This is a genomic window from Staphylococcus gallinarum, assembly GCF_029774255.1.
GTDB lineage: Bacteria > Bacillota > Bacilli > Staphylococcales > Staphylococcaceae > Staphylococcus > Staphylococcus gallinarum.
Genome location: NZ_CP069082.1, coordinates 93,256 through 111,610, shown reverse-complemented (window position 1 = coordinate 111,610; position 18,355 = coordinate 93,256). Strand labels below are relative to the sequence as shown.

General features: G+C 31.8%; 13 protein-coding genes. 6 read left to right on the top strand and 7 right to left on the bottom strand.

All coding sequences use genetic code 11. From position 1 onward, the window contains the following. Positions 1-21: 21 nt before the first annotated feature. Positions 22-1,845: a purple acid phosphatase family protein gene (locus tag JN168_RS00475; protein WP_279526054.1), complete on the bottom strand. Its 1,824-nt coding sequence runs from the start codon at positions 1,843-1,845 to the stop codon at positions 22-24. 342 nt (positions 1,846-2,187) lie between these two features. Between JN168_RS00475 and JN168_RS00470 the strand changes: the two genes are divergently transcribed. Then, positions 2,188-2,490, top strand: a complete 303-nt coding sequence (locus tag JN168_RS00470) for a monooxygenase (protein WP_279526053.1) — start codon at positions 2,188-2,190, stop codon at positions 2,488-2,490. Positions 2,491-2,869: 379 nt separating this feature from the next. Beyond that, positions 2,870-4,090 (top strand): MFS transporter, encoded by a 1,221-nt coding sequence (locus JN168_RS00465; RefSeq protein WP_279526052.1) that lies wholly within the window; start codon positions 2,870-2,872, stop codon positions 4,088-4,090. Positions 4,091-4,433: 343 nt separating this feature from the next. Here JN168_RS00465 and JN168_RS00460 read toward each other — a convergent pair whose 3' ends face one another. Further along, positions 4,434-4,958 carry a DUF4064 domain-containing protein gene (locus JN168_RS00460; RefSeq protein ID WP_279526051.1) on the bottom strand — a complete coding sequence of 175 codons (525 nt, stop codon included), beginning with the start codon at positions 4,956-4,958 and terminating at the stop codon, positions 4,434-4,436. Positions 4,959-5,253: 295 nt separating this feature from the next. On the opposite strand from JN168_RS00460, the gene JN168_RS00455 reads away from it, so the two are divergent. After that, positions 5,254-7,083 carry a DUF8508 domain-containing protein gene (locus JN168_RS00455; protein WP_279526261.1) on the top strand — a complete coding sequence of 610 codons (1,830 nt, stop codon included), beginning with the start codon at positions 5,254-5,256 and terminating at the stop codon, positions 7,081-7,083. A 220-nt stretch (positions 7,084-7,303) separates the two neighbouring features. Here JN168_RS00455 and JN168_RS00450 read toward each other — a convergent pair whose 3' ends face one another. Both JN168_RS00450 and JN168_RS00445 read right to left on the bottom strand, forming a co-directional pair. Beyond that, positions 7,304-8,137: a CPBP family intramembrane glutamic endopeptidase gene (locus JN168_RS00450; protein WP_279526050.1), complete on the bottom strand. Its 834-nt coding sequence runs from the start codon at positions 8,135-8,137 to the stop codon at positions 7,304-7,306. 51 nt (positions 8,138-8,188) lie between these two features. Next, positions 8,189-9,109 (bottom strand): DMT family transporter, encoded by a 921-nt coding sequence (locus JN168_RS00445; RefSeq protein ID WP_279526049.1) that lies wholly within the window; start codon positions 9,107-9,109, stop codon positions 8,189-8,191. Between the two features lie 114 nt (positions 9,110-9,223). On the opposite strand from JN168_RS00445, the gene JN168_RS00440 reads away from it, so the two are divergent. Then, a complete protein-coding gene (locus tag JN168_RS00440) occupies positions 9,224-10,612 on the top strand; it encodes an aminotransferase-like domain-containing protein (protein ID WP_326219905.1) in 1,389 nt (462 codons plus the stop codon). Positions 10,613-10,769: 157 nt separating this feature from the next. Here the strand turns inward: JN168_RS00440 and JN168_RS00435 are convergent, their stop codons facing one another. Both JN168_RS00435 and melB read right to left on the bottom strand, forming a co-directional pair. Next, on the bottom strand, positions 10,770-13,745 hold the full coding sequence (locus JN168_RS00435; protein ID WP_279526047.1) for a glycoside hydrolase family 2 TIM barrel-domain containing protein: 2,976 nt from the start codon (positions 13,743-13,745) through the stop codon (positions 10,770-10,772). Then, entirely contained in the window at positions 13,723-15,147 is a 1,425-nt protein-coding gene (gene melB / locus JN168_RS00430; protein WP_279526046.1) for a melibiose:sodium transporter MelB, read from the bottom strand. The genes JN168_RS00435 and melB overlap by 23 nt, the downstream gene beginning before the upstream one ends. A 189-nt stretch (positions 15,148-15,336) precedes the next feature. On the opposite strand from melB, the gene JN168_RS00425 reads away from it, so the two are divergent. Then, on the top strand, positions 15,337-16,173 hold the full coding sequence (locus tag JN168_RS00425) for an AraC family transcriptional regulator (protein ID WP_279526045.1): 837 nt from the start codon (positions 15,337-15,339) through the stop codon (positions 16,171-16,173). A 122-nt stretch (positions 16,174-16,295) separates the two neighbouring features. Then, positions 16,296-16,688, top strand: a complete 393-nt coding sequence (locus JN168_RS00420; protein WP_042737884.1) for a hypothetical protein — start codon at positions 16,296-16,298, stop codon at positions 16,686-16,688. Between the two features lie 405 nt (positions 16,689-17,093). On the opposite strand, the gene JN168_RS00415 is transcribed toward JN168_RS00420, so the two are convergent. Next, positions 17,094-18,131, bottom strand: a complete 1,038-nt coding sequence (locus JN168_RS00415; RefSeq protein ID WP_107579672.1) for a 2,3-butanediol dehydrogenase — start codon at positions 18,129-18,131, stop codon at positions 17,094-17,096. Between the last annotated feature and the right edge of the window lie 224 nt (positions 18,132-18,355).

Here is an 18,355-nt window from a genome sequence, read left to right as displayed (position 1 = left end):
CTTCCTCTGTTATAACAAACTTTACTTTTTAGCTTTGTCATCTTTCAATATTCCAAATTCATCTACCAATTTAACTTGGCGCTGTTCTCCTTTACTGATATCACCATATAATTGATAAATTTTTACTTTTAACTTATCTCCTTCAACTTCATAAACAGAGAAATTTTGTTCAGATGCATTACGATCATTTTCATGACTCTTTTCAAAGGCCTTAGATTTATGTGGCTGTTTTCCTAATGCAAACAAGCTATTATAGTGATCTAACTTATCTTGTGTTAAGTCACCTAATTCTGGACGTACTTTCTTAATATGTTCTAAGGATCTATCGTAAATATTGTCATATGCCTTAGTTCCACCAGTATTAGGTAAAACATATACAGAACCCTTAGGATTATCATAGTACTCTACATTATCATCTCCAAGTACTTGTTTCGCATCCTCTTTCTTCGCATTTACAAAGCTATTTTTCGTTGATGTATGCTCTAAAGGATGTGTGCGCGATAACACATGGTCATGACCTTGCAATACTAAATCCACGTCAAGTTCATCAATTTGTTTTGTTAACTCGTCACGAATTTTACGCACATCCTCATCCGATAATGCATGATATGATTTTGAATACATCGGTTTGTGTAGATTTAACACGATCCAATTGGCTCCATTTGCTTTAGCTTTTTTAATATCTGATTTAATCCATTCCATCTGCTCTTTTCCAATTGCTTTTTCATCCGGATTATCTTTAGATTTTTTATTATCATTCGTATTGGCTACGACCATATGCGCTCCATTATAATCAAACGAATAATATGAGCCCCCATTAACCGCATTATTTTCTTTAGGTACATTTACATGCTTGTTAAATGAATCTAACAATTTTCCATCTTCCTCACTTAAAGCATACTCATCATGGTTACCTGCAGCTGTTGCAACAGGCAATGACATAAATGATGGTCGCGATTGCTCATATAAGTCTAACCACTCATCTTCCACTTCTGCCGTTTCAACATAATCTCCTGTATGCAATGCAAAATTTGGATTACCCGCAGTTTGAATTGCTTGATTTAATGTATCTGCACCAAATTGCGCCTCATTTCTAACATGTTCATTCCAAAATGCGTTTTGCGTATCTGTATACTGTACAAATTTAAAAGGATCTCCTTTGCCACCAGATGTTTGGAATTGACCTACTGGACTTTTAGCACCACTGTCACTTCCAACTTTGTAATAGTATTTTGTATTTGGCTTAAGTCCTGTCGCTTTTGCTTTATAATTAAATTCTTTTACGTTAGTCATCTCAGTCTTCCCTTGCAAATCTCCCCTTGTCCATTCAGGACCACTTGCATGTTTATCTGTATAATAACCATTTATTTTTTCTTTCCCATTTTTATTTTTTATAGCTTTTCCTTCATCATCTTTTTCAACATCTGCAAAAATAAAATTACCGTTTTTGTCCCTTTCTATGTATTTAGAAATTACTTTTTTCGTAGAGGCATCAAATGATTTAGCATCACTAAAATCCCCCGTTTCAGAGACCCATACCTTAGCATCTTTAAATTCATCCGTTGTATACCAATTGAATGCCATTTCAGACTTTGTATCTCCATTGAAATTAGTGATTATACGGTTAGGTTCATTCTTTACAGGCACCGGAGCAACCTTTGGTTTATCTTGTGTAACCTTGATACCTTGCTCATTATTATTTGCTTTTTCCGTTGTAGATTGTTCTTGCATTCCCTGTCCTGGTGCACTCGCTTCAGCAAAATTGCTACTTCCCAAGGACATCATCAATACTACACTTGCTGCCCCTGTAGTAAATAACTTCAACATCGACTTTTCTTTTTTCATAAATTAACCTCCTTAATCGTAATGAATCCTATTATATATAAGGAGGTTTAATAATTTGTAAATTTCTTTCATAGAATTGTTAATATAACATTAAATTTTAATATCTAAATACTAAATGATATTTTTAAGAAAATATTTCATTAAAATTAGCTGTTGAATTATTAAAAATTTTTCATTATTTATTGTAGAAATATGATTTTCGATATTTTAAAGGGATGAATCTATATTAATGTTTCTAAAAGGGTCCTTATATAATGTATGATTAGCATTTACTAATGCTTATTAACCATTTAATTACACATGAACAAGTAGTTTAAAATTTTAATAAAGGAGCTCATTACGATGACTTATATTCTACAAATAGATTTCCCTATAACAGGTCCATTCGGTATAGAAATGACTGAAACTTTTTCAGAATTAGCGAGGTCAATCACTAAAGAACCAGGGTTTCTTTGGAAAATTTGGACAGAAAATGAAAATGCACAAGAAGCTGGGGGAATTTACGCATTTACAACAGAACAAGATGCTCAAAGCTATTTAACAATGCATACCCAAAGATTAATTCAACTTGGTATTACAGATAGCAAGCACAAAATTTTTAAAGTTAACGAGGGACTTACAAAAATAACACATAAACATTTTTAAGGATTGCTTTATATCAAGTCAGATATTTTATGATTTAACCTAAAATACAACAGGTTTGAGGACTTTCCAAAATATAATTCTAGTTTCCTGACACAACTTACATTAAGTACATATTGGTAAGTCTTCGGTTTGTCTGTCCGAACACTGAAGGTAGTGACAAACTATTGATATATCAACAATTCCAACCATTATTATCCTTACAAATTAAATTCTATCCAACGTAACGCCATACTATTTATGTTCAAATATTTAATACTATTTCATGTTAATTCCACTCAAAATCATCAATACTTTTTGTCATTTCATACAAGGTTACACACAACATAAAAAGGTATGATTAAACATAGTAGTTTGAAAATTTGAGAGGAGTATTTAAATTATGCATCAAGAATCAACACCAATTAGTAAATATTATTGGATTAAATTGGTATCCATTTTCACGTTGGGTTGGCTCGTTATCTACGCTGCCCGTACTATACTTAATCCTATAATGGGAAATATTAAAGATACATTTACATTAAATAATGCCCAGCTCGGACTCATTATGAGTATCTTTTTCATCGGCTATACAGTGACCCAAATTCCTTCAGGGATATTAGGCGACAAAATTGGACGTAAAAAAATACTGATCCCTAGTATGATTATTTTCGGTATAGCTACAGCAATTACAGGGATCATGCCTACATTCTTATTATTTATGATTGCTTGGCTCATTGTCGGCCTTGCCCAAGGCATGTTTTATGGTCCACAATACGCACTATCATCAGAAGCAATACCTAAACAACACATAACATTGGGTAGCGCACTTATTAATAGTGGGATGGCCTTTGGTACATCTATCGGATACTTTATTTCTAGCTATACCGTGCATGAATTTGGTATGAATTGGCATATACCATTCTTTATAATTGCCATACCTATTCTTATCCTAGCCTTTCTAATGTATACCGTGATTAAGGAACGACCAAAAACACAATTAGTCGACCCAACCACGACAGAAACAAAATTTCAGTTCAGTAGTCTCTTTAAAAATCGAAATCTACTTCTTGCGTATGTCATCATATTCTGTTCGATTTACGGCTTCTTTATGATTATCACTTGGCTGCCATTCTATTTAGAAACTGAACGTGGTATTAACGGTGCACAAGTTGCGTTTGTTGCTTCACTAGTACCATGGGCAGCAATACCTGGATCACTGTTCTTTAGTTGGTTATCAGATAGATTAGGTAGACGACGTCCTGTGTTACTTATAATGTTGCCATTAGCATTTCTATTCACCATCTCTATCGTTTTGTTCGATAATATATGGATATTATACCTTGCCTTAATCGGTTATGGAATTGTAGGTAAAATAAGTACCAATCCAGTACTAATCGCTGTAGTTGCAGACAATGCCCCGAAAAATGCGCTTGGAACTTCATTTAGTGTTTATAACTTTATCGGAATGACTGCCTCGATTTTAGCACCCTATCTAACAGGTTACTTAACAGATATGACAGGAAAAATGGCTACCGGATTCTATTTAGCTGGGGCTTTACTCATCATCGGTCTTATTTCTTCCTTACTATTAAAAGAAAATAAAAAGCAACTATTATCATAGCTTATAAATATAATTGCAGATATACATCCTAAAAATGCCACCCCAAAAAATTAAATCATTTTGAGGTGGCTCTCATTATATTATTACATCGTATTGGTGTTACTCACTCACCTAGAGTTCATGAATAGTTCCATATTTATCTAGACAGTCAGCTTGAAGTATCTGTTCTAAGACAACCATTCCTCTTACAAACAAAACTGATTTCTTATAAATTAAGAACTCAAAAAAAAGCGAAGAAATTTCGTATTATTTAATAAAATAAAAAGGCAATTTCTATCTTACTTTCAATAGAAACTGCCCTTTTCGCTGGTACGTGAATGTTCAAACCAAATCTGTATAATTTTTAACACTTATAAGGATCTTCTTGTTTTTGATTATTGTTAGCATTATTATTTATGCTCTGTAATTCATCTTTAGATTCAAAATCTGATTCTTCCTGGTGCTCAAATGTTTCAAATGAATTTTGCTTATTATGATAATCTTCAGGTTTAGGCTTTCTAACTAATAACATGATGCCTGCTACAATCCATAACACTCCGATTAATGGACTACCAAAAAGTGATAAGGCCCCAATGACGATTAAAATAACACCAGCTGGTTTATTCTTTTTCCCAATCCATAAAGCAGATAAAATTCCCAATACTAACATTATTAAAGCGATAATTACCACTGTAATCAAAAATGCATTAGTAATGAAAAATAAACCACTTGCATCTTCCATTGTCGTTTCATTATCTAACATACTTTGCTTAAATTCTGTCGCATTTAGATTTAATGCAACTAAAAGTCCAGCAAATATTAAGAAATATAGTGCATGTAGGACAATTCCAATCCACGTAAGTACTCTTTCCGCAGTTCGACTAATCATATCAAACGCTCCTTCAATTAATAAATAGTTTATGTAACAATTTTCAAAATATGTATATATCAATTTTAATAAAATCAGCTACTTTTTTCTACTCGCTTTTAAGTATTTACAAAATAATACAATTCAACTAAAAAGATTAAACTGAATTATAAGTCATCCTTATTTTTCATTTAACATAAATTTATCAAAATTTTACAATATTGCTTACTCTGCTTTGTTACACTATTAATGTATTAACACTGAAGGGGGTATTATTTTGTTTAAAACTGCATTTAGTTTCATTTCAATCTTAGCCATGTCAGCCATTGCAACGACAACTACACAAGCAGCAACAGAAAACACACAAAAAGAAGCTACTAAAAACATAGCGATTCATGATATCCAAGGGGAAGGTCATACATCACCTTATGATGACAAAAAAGTAGAAAACGTAGAAGGCATAGTAACCTATAAATATAAATTGAATGGTGGCCACTACTTACATATTCAAACTCCAGATAATAAAAAGGATAATAATCCAAACACTTCTGAAGGTCTTATCGTTTATACAGGTAATCAAGATTACAATACAAAAATTGGAGATTTAGTAAAAGTGAACGGTACAGTCGACGAATATTATATCGATGGTTATAGTGAAAAGAAGAAAACTGACTTACCTGTAACACAAATTAATGCGCGTGATGATAAAGGCGGTAAAATTACTGTAAAATCTTCAAACCAATCATTACCAAAACCTTATAAAATAAAAAATGTACCAACGAAAGTCTCAGCAAATGACCAGTTCAATACATTTGATCGTAATCAATATGCAATAGATTACTGGGAATCGTTAGAAGGTATGCGTGTAGAAACTGGAGATGTTAGAAGCGTTGGACCACAGGAACACGGAGAACTCTTTACCGTATTAGACAATCAACCTGCTGAAACTAAAAATGGTGGCGTACGATTGACCGAAAATAATTCACATGGGGAGCGCATCCCTTTTAAAATGTATGATAATGATGCTGCACGTGATTTTGATGTTGCCACAGGAGATTATTTTAAAGGACCAATTATTGGTTATGTAAACTACGGGTACTCTAATTATAAAATTAATGTAGACTTGGATAATATGAAAAAAGCACACGTTAAAGGCAACACTCAACCAAAGCCCACAACGATAGAGTCAAACAAACAAAAACTAAATGTTGCATCTTACAATCTAGAAAATTTTTCTAATAATCAACAATCCACTACCGAAGATAAAGCAGAAAAAATTGCTAAAGGCATTACAACTCATATGAAGAATCCAGATATTATCGGAGTGACAGAAGTTCAAGATAATGACGGCCCCAATGCCGGCGGACCAGAAGCCAACGAATCATATGAACGCTTAATTAAAAAAATCGAAGAAGCTGGAGGACCTTCGTACAAATATTTAAATATTGACCCAGATATGAATGAAGACGGCGGTCAGCCTAACGCCAACATTAGAGTTGGATTCCTATATAATCCAAAACGTGTACATTATGATAAATCAATTAAGCCAGGGGACGCGGATACAGCCGTATCATATAAAGATGGCAACCTCTCACATAATCCTGGACGTATAGACCCACATAATCCAGCATTTGATGATTCAAGAAAACCATTAGCAGCTCAATTTAAATTTCATGGTGAACAGGTTATTATGCTAGCAAATCATTGGAATTCAAAAAATGGTGATATGCCATTATTTGGTAGTCAACAACCACCCGTATTACAAAGTGAAAACCAACGAGTAGAGATTGCTAAAGCAGTTGGCCGCTTCATAGAACAAGTACAAAGAGATAATCCACAAGCAAACATTATATCCGTTGGTGATTACAATGATTTCCAATGGTCAAAACCAATCAAAACACTAGAAAGCTTTAACATGACAGATATGATGAATAAAGTTCCTGAAAAATACCGTTACTCATATGTTTATCAAGGGAATTCTCAAGCACTTGATCATGTACTAGTATCAAATAATTTAGTAGATAGTACAAAACTTGACCCAGTACATGTAAATAGCGACTTCACCGACATGTCTGGACGCGCAAGCGACCATGACCCACTCGTCGCACAAATAGACTTAAAAAAATCCAAAAATCGTAAAGAATAAGCAATGATGACAAAAATAAAGCTATAAATATAGCTAGTAAATGAGTTTCTACAAATTCATTTACTAGCTTTTTATTTACTATAATTTCGTATTCTTGATTCATTTTAATTAAGTACTTCTTCCACCTTCGAATTCAATATGCATCTCTCTCAAAATCATCACCAGAAACAATCAAATAAATCAATATGATTCCTATTGAGTATTTTCACGGCAAATTAGTTCAATTTATCTTTAAACCCTTTAATTTCTGCTTATGTATTACTATTAATATCATTATAATCACACTATATCCTAATATACTAATCAGTGATGATTCAAAACCAAATTCACCACCCGTTACCAACATATTATTAGAAGTTAAAACATATTGTAACGGTTGATCATCTATCTTATGGTCAGTTATCCATATTAATTGGCTAACATTCCAACATAAATGTATAGAAATGCTTGCCCAAATTGAATTAAATATATATGTTGCTAAACCAAACATAATTCCAACTAATATGCCACTGACTAATAACATGACCAAACTCCACATAGAAAGCGCACCATTAAAGATATGTATAACTGCAAAAAATATTGACGTTATTGATATTGCTACAAAAATATTAGTCTTTCGCTGAATATAACGCATAAGTAAACCACGACAAATCATTTCCTCAACAATTGCTGCTGCAACTCCATTCACAAATACTACCCAAAAAACACTTCTAAAATATTCATTTTGAGAAGTGAAATTTGGAGTGAAAAATTCACCGGGTATACATAATATATAAACACCATAAACTAAAACAGGTAATAATATCGCACATAAAACGAACAATTTATTAAAGCGTGGTTTAGTAATCCTATAAACATATAAACTTTCTTTAAATAGGTTTACAATAACCCACTTCACTACGAAATACGCTAAAAGAATATAAATTACCGCAAATACAATAACTCCAATTCCCCAAAACGGTATTAAGTCCTCAAAAATCGAAGCTAAGCCTTGAGTTATCCCCATAATCAATAACCCTAAAATAAGCATTCCAAATATTTTTATAAATTTCACAATTATCACCCAATCTAAAATGTATTTAAATTGTATAGTATAAAATTGATTTTAGGAATTGGATTTTATGCTATTTATCACAATCCAAAACTTTTCCTTAAAGACAATAGTTGAAACACCTAATAAAGTAATTGCACCACCTACTATTGAAATAATAGTGGGTGATTCACCTATTATTAAATGAGCTAAAATAATAGAGATTACAGGTGTCAAATAAAGAGATATTGTTGCATCTGACACACCAACTTTTTGTATCGTGTACGCTAACGCAATATATGGTAATACAGTAGGAAAAACACCTAAATATAAAACAGAAATGATAGAAAAATAATTAGCTTGACCTAGTTCAAATAAAGCATTTGGAATAAAAATAATAGTAAATATATTACTCCCTATTATTGTATACACTGTTAACGGAATAAACCCATATTTTTTTAAGTATTTTGTTTGAAATGTGAAATATATACTTTCACCTATTGTAGCTAAAAGGGTTAATACAACGCCAATTATCATTACACTTAATTTCTCATCTTCTCCAAAAGTAATAAACAAAATGCCGAGAAAAGCAATTAAAGATCCTAACCATCCAATAATTGTAAAACGTTCTTTAAGAAAGTACTTTGCTAATAACGCTGAAAATATTGGTGTAAGAGACACTAATAAACTAGCTACTCCTGAACTAATAAATAATTCACCGTAACTTAAACCTATATGATAAACAGTAAATCCACAAAATCCTAAAAGTAAAATTACAGGCAAATCTTTCCAATTTGGAATTGGATACTTTTTAATAATTGCATATACTAATAAAATTGTAGAAGCCACAAGTAAACGTAACGCTGCCAAGTTTTGACCTCTGAAGTCTTGTAATGCGATTTTTATTATTGGAAATGCTGATGCCCATAATAATATAGTAATACTAAATGCTAGATTAACTTTAAATTTAGCTTTAAAACCATTCAATATTAACACACCTTTATAATTAATTTGTGTTAATATTAATCAAACAATCATCACGAGTGCACAACCAATTCATACTAAAAAAACCCAACCAATTTTAAGGCGGTGATTAATATCAAATATAAAATGATTGCTAAATATATCCGTGATAAAATTTTACACGGCGATTGGTTCATAGGAATGAAAATCCCTTCTCACAGAAAGTTAGCCGAACAATTCAATGTAAATAGAGTAACAATTATAAAAAGTATTGAATTATTAGAATCTGAGTCCTTTATTTTCACTAAAGAAGGTAGTGGTACATATGTAAATGATTATTTAAATAATCATTCCACCTTTAATAACTGGGCACAGTCAATGGAATGGTCTGCTAAATCAAGAAGTGAATACACAGTACAACTAATAAACAAACTTGAGACAGATTCAAATTTTATACATATAAGTAAAGGGGAGTTAGGAAAGAACTTAATTCCTGAAATCAAATTACAACAAGCTATGATTTCTGTATCTAAGTACATCGGAGACTTATCCTTTGGTTACAATAATGGTTATGGTTATCTAAATTTACGTAAATTAATCGCCAAACGACTACAAGAAGATGGTATAGATATTAGTTTTGATAATATTTTAATAACTTCTGGATCGCTACATGCCATTCAATTATTAACAACAGGATTTCTTAGCCAAAACGCTACAATATTTTTTAATTCACCATCTTATATTGAATCAACGCATGTATTTGATAGTTTCAATATGAAAAAAGTAAGGATTCCATATAATAATTTATATGATTTTAAAAATATTATCGATAATTATTCATTTACAACTGAGGGCGCACTTTATATTGAACCTACGTTTAATAATCCAACTGGAGCGTATTTACCGATAGAAACCCAAAAAGATATAATAAAATACTGCCAAATTCATAATATACCTGTGATAGAAGATGACATATATAGAGATTTATATTTCACAACAAGTCCTATACCATCTATGAAGTCTCTAGATAAAAGTGGAAATATAATTCATATTAGTAGTTTTTCAAAATCTGTAGCTCCTGCACTTCGTATTGGATGGATAGTAGCTTCAGAAAAAGTCATTGAGCAACTAGCTGATATAAGAATGCAAAGTGATTATGGCTCTAGTATTTTGTCTCAAATGGTTATCTATGAGCTTCTTAAGAATGGTGATTTTGACGACCATGTTAATCATCTACGAAGCAAACTAAAAGAAAAGCGAGATTATATGATAGAAATTTTAGCTGAGCATTTTTCTCAAATTGCAAATTGGACAGTACCAAAAGGTGGATTTTTCATTTGGGTAACTTTTAATGAAAATATTAATATCAAACAAGTCTTTTTTGATTTAATAAATAAAGAGAATATCCTCATTAATCCTGGTTATATCTATGGCAGTAAATATAATACTGTTCGCCTATCATTTGCCTATGAAACAGTAGAAAATATACATTATGCATTAATCAAACTTAAACAATATGTAAATCAATATTGTTAAAAATAAAAGCAACAGTATACCAATGACATTACTACAATTATTGAGTCTTAAATGTAAACACTCTCGTCACTTTGATTGAATTGAATCATACGTAGATGTTTTATTAAACTCTCTATTTTAATGTTTAGTGTCATTATGTTTCTGTTGCTTTATTTTACTATTCAAATCTCAATTCAAAGTTAAATTTAATTTCTTTTTCGTTCAATCTGTGCGCTTCTATTAATTCAGGACCACAACTATTAGATCCGATACCACTCTGTGCATAATCTATATATAGATACGTATGATTACTTTCGACTAATTCATCTTTATGCTTTTTATGAGTCAATTCTGCTAATGAATAGTGGCTCGCATTAAAACTATATGGTTGCTCACTCGTTACAATCACTTTATTTATACCATTTGTAACTTGCATAAATGTAGTATTGTTATGACTACCTGTCTCTTGAGGTTTTATGTGCTGATCTCCATTTTCTGTAACCGTCGTATTAAAATAATCTAAATATGTTGCGACACCTTTGTCGCTATAGCTACTATATGGACCATTGCCATAATAACTTAACTGTTCATATCGATCTATAAGTGTAATAGCCATGCCAAGTCTAGGTAAAAATGGTGCAAGGTCATTCTTTTCTAACTGGTAATCCACCTTTAATACCCCTTCATGATTTATTGTCCAAGTCAGTGTGCCCCAAAGAATCGGTGGTACAACATCATTAACGACTACAATATCAAATTTAAGACTGAGCTCATTCTTACTTTCTCGAATTTGGTAATCACGGACACGTGTCGAGGCATCTTCATATCCTGCATACTTCCAGTCAGATACAATTTGAACATCATTATCTATTGGTGCTCTCCATAAATTAATTTTTGTAGGTTCATTTAAGATAATATTTCTTGATTTTATTATTGAAGTTAAATTCGCCGTTTCCTTATCAAAGCTATAGATCCAATCATGAACAGATATATTAACTTGTCGCTCTAATTCTTCGTATTCTATGTGGCTTTGATTATTTCTTTCTAATTCAATATTTCTTCTCTTATAGATAATTTGCTCATACCCTAATTCAAAATATTGTGAGCGAAGCAGTTCATCATTCAATAAACTATATTTAAAAATCACAGTACTCACATTAGAACAATCTACATAATTTGATAGATTTATCACCTGCTCACTATGTGGTTCAAAGTTTTCAAAATGAATTGCCACTTTTGTTCTATCACCGTTTAATTTTGTAATTATAGCTTCAACTAATAAATAATTTTCAATATTTGTAAAATCTAATTGATTTCTAAATGTTAAATATTCACCTTGTTGCTGAATTATTTTTAAAGGCTGGTGCTCATATTTAAATTCATAGTACCCTTCATGTGGTATACGATTTGGAGAAACAATACCATCCACACAAAAATTACCATCGTGTAACTTTTCGCCAAAGTCTCCCCCATATCTAAATACCGCTTCGCCATTTTTGACACCAGTCTGAATCGCATGATCACACCATTCCCAAACAAAGCCACCGATAAAGCTATCATATTTTTCAACCAGTTCCTGGTATGCATGTAAATCCCCAGGTGAATTACCCATTGCATGCGCGTATTCACACAAGATAAATGGCTTATCTAAATGCTCATTCTTCAAATATTTCTCTTCTATTTCATCAGGAGAAGGATACATTCTACTGATCATGTCAACATTAGATAAATCATATTGCTTATCGCGATTTCGATAATGCGTTCCTTCATAATGTAAAGGTCTTGTACTATCCAAACGCTTGGCACGTTCTAGACCTTTAACCATATTAATACCGAATCCTGACTCATTGCCCATAGACCATGATACGATAGAACTATAATTCTTTATTGGAACTATTGATGCTTCTATTCTTTCAATAATAGATTGCTGATATTTAGGATCGTCAGTTATGATATTGAAATGCTCATTCTTATCTTCCCCATATAGTCGAACCACACCATGGGTTTCAATATCTGCTTCACTCATCACATAAAATCCATATTTATCGGTCAGCTCATAAAATAAAGGAGATTTCGGATAATGTGCCGTCCTAATCGCATTAAAATTACCTTGTTTCATTAGTTTCATATCTTTGGCAAATTGTATTTCACTCATTACATAACCCGTATTCGGATCACTATCATGATAGTTCACGCCTCTAAATTTAATAGATTGGCCGTTAATATAAAATTGATTATTTTTTATTTCTACTTGGCGTATACCAATATTTTGCGTAATCACTTCATCATTTGTGGCAATCATTAATGAATAGAGTAACGGACTTTCTGCAGACCATAACAGTGGTTTATCTATTTTAAATTTGCAATAATCACTAACGATATTTTCAGATATAAGACTCCCCGCAGGATCAAATAGTGATAATTTAACATTTTCTAAATGTTGTTTATCTATTAAGTCCACTGCTATAGTTGCTGTATTTGATTCATTATCTACAATAGTTTCGATCTTGAAATCATTCAAACGCGCTTTTGCTCTTTTTAAAATATACACATCTCTAAATATACCTGAATGTCTAAACATATCTTGATCTTCAAAATATGTTCCGTCTGAATACTTTAATACAATTACTTCGATTGCGTTAACACCCTCATGTACATATTCAGTAATATCAAATTCAGATATTGAATGTGCAATCTGACTATATCCCACAAATTGCTTGTTAATCCATACATAAAAAGCACTACCTACACCTTCAAAGTTCAAGTGATAATCACTAACATCGCTAAATTGTTCAATTTCAAACTTACGTTGATATCGCCCACAAGGATTGTTTATAGGAACGTATGGCGGATCAAATGGTATTGGATATTGCGTATTTAAATATTGCAATTGATCAAAGCCATATAAGTTCCAAACCGATGGCACAGGTAACTCCTTTTTCGTTTCTTTAAACAAATGATTTAAACAATTATCGAACGTTTCATAATAGTCGAATTGCCAGTCACCATTCAATAAAGTAACATTTGCTGTTTGATATCTCGTTTCAAGACGATACGATGATTCCCCTTGTTGAAATGGAATATAAAAAGCACGTCTCGGTAATTTATTTATATGTTGCACCTCAAAATTTTCATGATACTGTTGTTGTAACATCTTTAGCATCCTCCTTATTCATACGTTCATTATGTTCTCTCTGACGTTTGTAATAGAGTGTTTGCTCTACATCCTTTAAAAAATCGCCCTTTAAATTAAATGCTTTGTGATATAAAAATGCCGCTAGAAACACAAATATGACAGGCGCCACAATAATCATTACTCTCAATCCATTAATTGTAAGTGCTGTTTGTGATTCATTCGGCGTATAACCCAAAATGGTTAATCCCATTCCTACAATCAAAGCAGCAATAGCTTGTGAAGCCTTTGTTAAAAACGTATTAGTCGATGTAATAATACTTTCATTTCTCTGTCCAAATTTCACCTCGCTATAATCAATAACATCGGCTAATGAAACAGTTGTTATACCTGTCATAAATCCTGAACCAACTCTTAATAAACCGGCACCAATAATAACTGGAATCGTAAACTTTGGAATAATAAATCCAGCTATTAAAATAACTGCTAAACCGGTAACAATTAAGATAATTGCTGTATTAAATGCTTTCGTTCTTCCCACCCATTTTATAAATCTAGGAAGAAATAACAAACCAACCATTTCACATAAAATCATTGAATTGAATATAGAAAATAAATGTTCTGCATTAACCGCATATTTAAAGTAATATATAATCGATCCATTTAATGTTTGCATACATAGATTAAAAGTAAGTAATACACCCATAATGGCTAGTAATTCTTTATTTTTAAATAAAATACGCCCAATATCTTTAAAGTTCACCTTTATTCCAATTTGCTGCTCCATTTCTTTATCCTCAGGTACTTTTATAATCGTTACAGCAATTGTAAAAATAAAGACAGCACTACAAATAATTGCAAAGACAAATATTCCTACAGAATCACTGCCTTTTCCAAACAAATCTCCTAATTTATGAATAAAAAACAACCCAAATGTACCTACTGTAAATGCAGCTAAACTTGCAAAAAATCTAGGAATTACTGAAACTTCCTCACGCTCTCTAGGATTATGCGTTAAATTTGGTAACCATGACCAATAAGGTATATCCATCATCGTGTAACTCATTCCCCAGGAAATATACAAGACCGAAATATACACATACATTGCACTTTGAGGTAAATCAAAATTAGTGAATAACAGTACTGTAATGACTGCATTCACTAGCGTCCCGATAGTTAACCACGTTTTAAATTTACCGAAATTATTACGCGTATTATCAACAATCATCCCCATTATTGGATCATTAATTGCATCCCATATACGTGCAACAAATAACATTACGCCAACAAATGCTGGTGATAACCCGACAATGTCCGTTATGTAAAACATTAAAAATACGCTAACGATATTAAATATCGCATCTTTACCAATTGCACCAAAACCAAAAGAAAACTTTTGCATACCTGTTAAATGTCTATCCATCACATTCACCTCTATTAGCAAATAATATAAAACGCTTACAAATAACTTAAGTTTATTTTACTTGTATAAAACAAATATTATGAATAGCATAATGATGATAATATATGGAAAAATGTTTCATTATTCCTTGAAGTTGTGGTTTTATAGACATAAGAAGCTATAATTTCTATGAAATCGAGGTGTAATGTCATGCAATTACTTTGGAAAAAATTCCAAAAGAAGCACATTGACGCAAATCTAGTTGAATGTGGTATTGAGGTTGGTGTGCCTAATGTAGGTTACCAATATACAGTAATAAAAGACGCCGTTTTACATATTGTTACAAATGGAGAAGGCACATTTAAATGTCAGGATGTGGAACATCACTTAAAAGAAGGTGATATATTTTTATTAAAGAAAGGTGAAACTGTTGAATACTATCCTTCGTTTTCAAATCCTTGGACGTATTATTGGCTTGGCGTGGGTGGAAAGCAAATTATCAATTATCTCAATCGTTGTCAAATTGTTGATAATTACGTTATCAGCAATGAGGATACTTCCGATATTAAAACAATTATTCAAAATGTCTGTGAATTATCTAAATCAGTTGATACACAAAACGGTTCGGACATTTTAATTATACAAAATTTATACCAACTCGTTTATCATTTACAGACATTATTCCCTAAAACATTTTCAACCGAAATAGCAATTATAAATGAAGACATTCAACATGCTGTAGATTTTATCAACAGTAATTATCATAGAAATATAATGGTTGTCGATGTTGCAAATCATGTAAATATAACACGCAGCCATTTATTTAAGCTATTCAAAAAAAATTTAAATTGTTCGCCTAAAGATTATTTAACTTATATTCGGATGTATCATGCATCTCAATTATTAATTAATTCTAATTTAATGATTTGTGAAATCGCCTTAAAAGTAGGTTATAAAGATCCCTTGTTATTCTCTAAAATCTTTACAAAACATTTTGAAATAAGTGCATCAAAATATCGTACAAATTTTTCAAACAGGCAAATATAAGAATTGGGCAATTGAATATTTTTGTTTTCTTTTATAAAAAATATTCAAATAGCGCGATATTTGGGTATATTTTATTTATAAAGATTTATTAACTTAAAATCATACATATAGGGGTGCTTACTATGCAATTTAAATTGAAAGAAGCGGATATTTTAGAATATTTGGAGTTGAATTTTCCACAACAAAAATTTGAAAAAGGTCGGTTGTTGATTGGTCAACAAAGAAGATCTGACTTATCTATTTTCTATTTAGGCGAAGATTTCTTGGCAAATGTAGTAACGAAATTTAACACTTTTGAATATCGTGAAGCAGTACAATTAGACTACGATATGATTGATAAAATCACATTAAAAGACGCCTTATTATTTAGAAAGATGTATATAAAAAGTGGAGAACAAACTTTGAAATTTGGAACTTCCAGAGCGCTATTAGCTGATTTCCAAAATGATAATTATAATGCCTTTATTAAAGGAGAAAAGCAACGCGTTATTTTTGAAAATGGTCAATTTGTATAAAATACAGAATCTGGGACATAAATACTTTGCATTAAGCTCATCAAAGATTTTTGATGGGCTTTGTTATTGTTATCGATACTCAGTATTGTTATTGCTCGCTTACCTAGGGGAATGGTCGAGCCTTGGTCTTGACACTAACCCTACTCCCTCAGGTGTATAGCAAACCATACGAAGTGCATTGATACTATTATTACAAAAAATAAGACACTTTCGTATCATTTAATAACTTCCGCTAAACTAAATTAACGTGGTGTCTTATGTATAAAAAATTAAACTTGTCCCAATTAACTCTACCAATGGAAACTAAAATAAGAAGGCAATCTCAACAGAAATTGCCTTCTTATTCGATTAGCACACTTGAGCTATTAAATATATTGAATTTGGTAATTAAGTTACCTAAACTTGTTAAATCTTCACTAAAATTTTAGCTTGTGATTTATCATTTACTAATTGTTCAAAACCAGACTCCACAATATCCTCTAGTTGAATTTCATCAGTAATCACATCTTTTACTTGTAAATTACCTTCATTAATCAAATCAATTGTTTGTTGGAAAGTAGTAGGTGTATACGCAATCGTAGATGTTAATTTAACACCAGTATTCGTTAATTGCATTGGATGCCACTCAATAGGATGACCGAAGATTGAGACAATCACGACCGTTCCACGTGCTTTAGTCACATCAATAGAAAGTTTGAGTGTTGGCGCTACTCCTGCAACTTCAAATGCTACATCAACACCACTGTCAGTATTATTTTTAATTATTTCAACCGGATCATCTTCACCAGAATTAATGACATGTGTAGCACCTAAATCTTTCGCTTTCGCTAATCTTTCTGGTGATAAATCGACGACAAATATCTTACTTGCACCCGCTGCTTTAGCGGCTACAACTGTTAGCAAGCCGATTGGTCCAGCACCAAAAATAGCTACTGTATCTCCAAATAATACTTCCCCTTCTTTGATAGCTTGCACAGCAACTGCAGTTGGCTCAACTAATGCGCCCTCTTTGTCAGAAACATTATCCGGTAATTTATAAACATTTTCTTCCGGAACATTGGTAAATTCCGCAAAGCCACCATCAGAACCTAAACCTACAAATGAATAGCCATCATACAAATCAATATTTTCTTCCTTTTCACGCTTTGAAACAGTTGGGTTAACTACGACTCTATCACCTTTAGCAAATTTATTAACATTTGCGCCTACTTCTTCAACGACACCAGCAAATTCATGCCCTAAAGTTACAGGTGCTTTACCACCAAGAAATGGATCAGGTTTATCAGTTGAAATAAAAATAGGTCCTTCTAAGTATTCATGCAAATCCGTTCCACAAATACCAGCCCAAGATACTTTAACCTTAACTTCCCCATCCTTTAATTCATTTTGTGCACGCTCTTCAACTCGAACATCCTTTTGACCATACCATACTGCAGCTTTCATCGTATTACCTCCTTATTCTTTATAATTTAATGGTACGCCACTGTTTTTATATTTTCAATTATATAGTAAAGTTACAACACAAAAATTTAAATATTTTTATAGTGAATATATTGTTGTTATAAATTATCTTCACCATTTCTTATATTTAAAAATTAACTTGTCGAATTTCACTACAAAAAATAAATATATACCTGTCATTTTGACTAATATAGTTGTCAAAATGA

What these genes read in the sequence shown, in the direction of transcription:
- JN168_RS00420 (WP_042737884.1), top strand. Translation starts at nt 16,296, where the DNA reads ATGCAATTTAAATTGAAAGAAGCGGATATTTTAGAATATTTGGAGTTG.
- JN168_RS00465 (WP_279526052.1), top strand. Translation starts at nt 2,870, where the DNA reads ATGCATCAAGAATCAACACCAATTAGTAAATATTATTGGATTAAATTG.
- JN168_RS00435 (WP_279526047.1), bottom strand. Translation starts at nt 13,745, where the DNA reads ATGTTACAACAACAGTATCATGAAAATTTTGAGGTGCAACATATAAAT.
- melB (WP_279526046.1), bottom strand. Translation starts at nt 15,147, where the DNA reads ATGGATAGACATTTAACAGGTATGCAAAAGTTTTCTTTTGGTTTTGGT.
- JN168_RS00425 (WP_279526045.1), top strand. Translation starts at nt 15,337, where the DNA reads ATGCAATTACTTTGGAAAAAATTCCAAAAGAAGCACATTGACGCAAAT.
- JN168_RS00415 (WP_107579672.1), bottom strand. Translation starts at nt 18,131, where the DNA reads ATGAAAGCTGCAGTATGGTATGGTCAAAAGGATGTTCGAGTTGAAGAG.
- JN168_RS00460 (WP_279526051.1), bottom strand. Translation starts at nt 4,958, where the DNA reads ATGATTAGTCGAACTGCGGAAAGAGTACTTACGTGGATTGGAATTGTC.
- JN168_RS00470 (WP_279526053.1), top strand. Translation starts at nt 2,188, where the DNA reads ATGACTTATATTCTACAAATAGATTTCCCTATAACAGGTCCATTCGGT.
- JN168_RS00455 (WP_279526261.1), top strand. Translation starts at nt 5,254, where the DNA reads ATGTCAGCCATTGCAACGACAACTACACAAGCAGCAACAGAAAACACA.
- JN168_RS00475 (WP_279526054.1), bottom strand. Translation starts at nt 1,845, where the DNA reads ATGAAAAAAGAAAAGTCGATGTTGAAGTTATTTACTACAGGGGCAGCA.
- JN168_RS00440 (WP_326219905.1), top strand. Translation starts at nt 9,224, where the DNA reads ATGATTGCTAAATATATCCGTGATAAAATTTTACACGGCGATTGGTTC.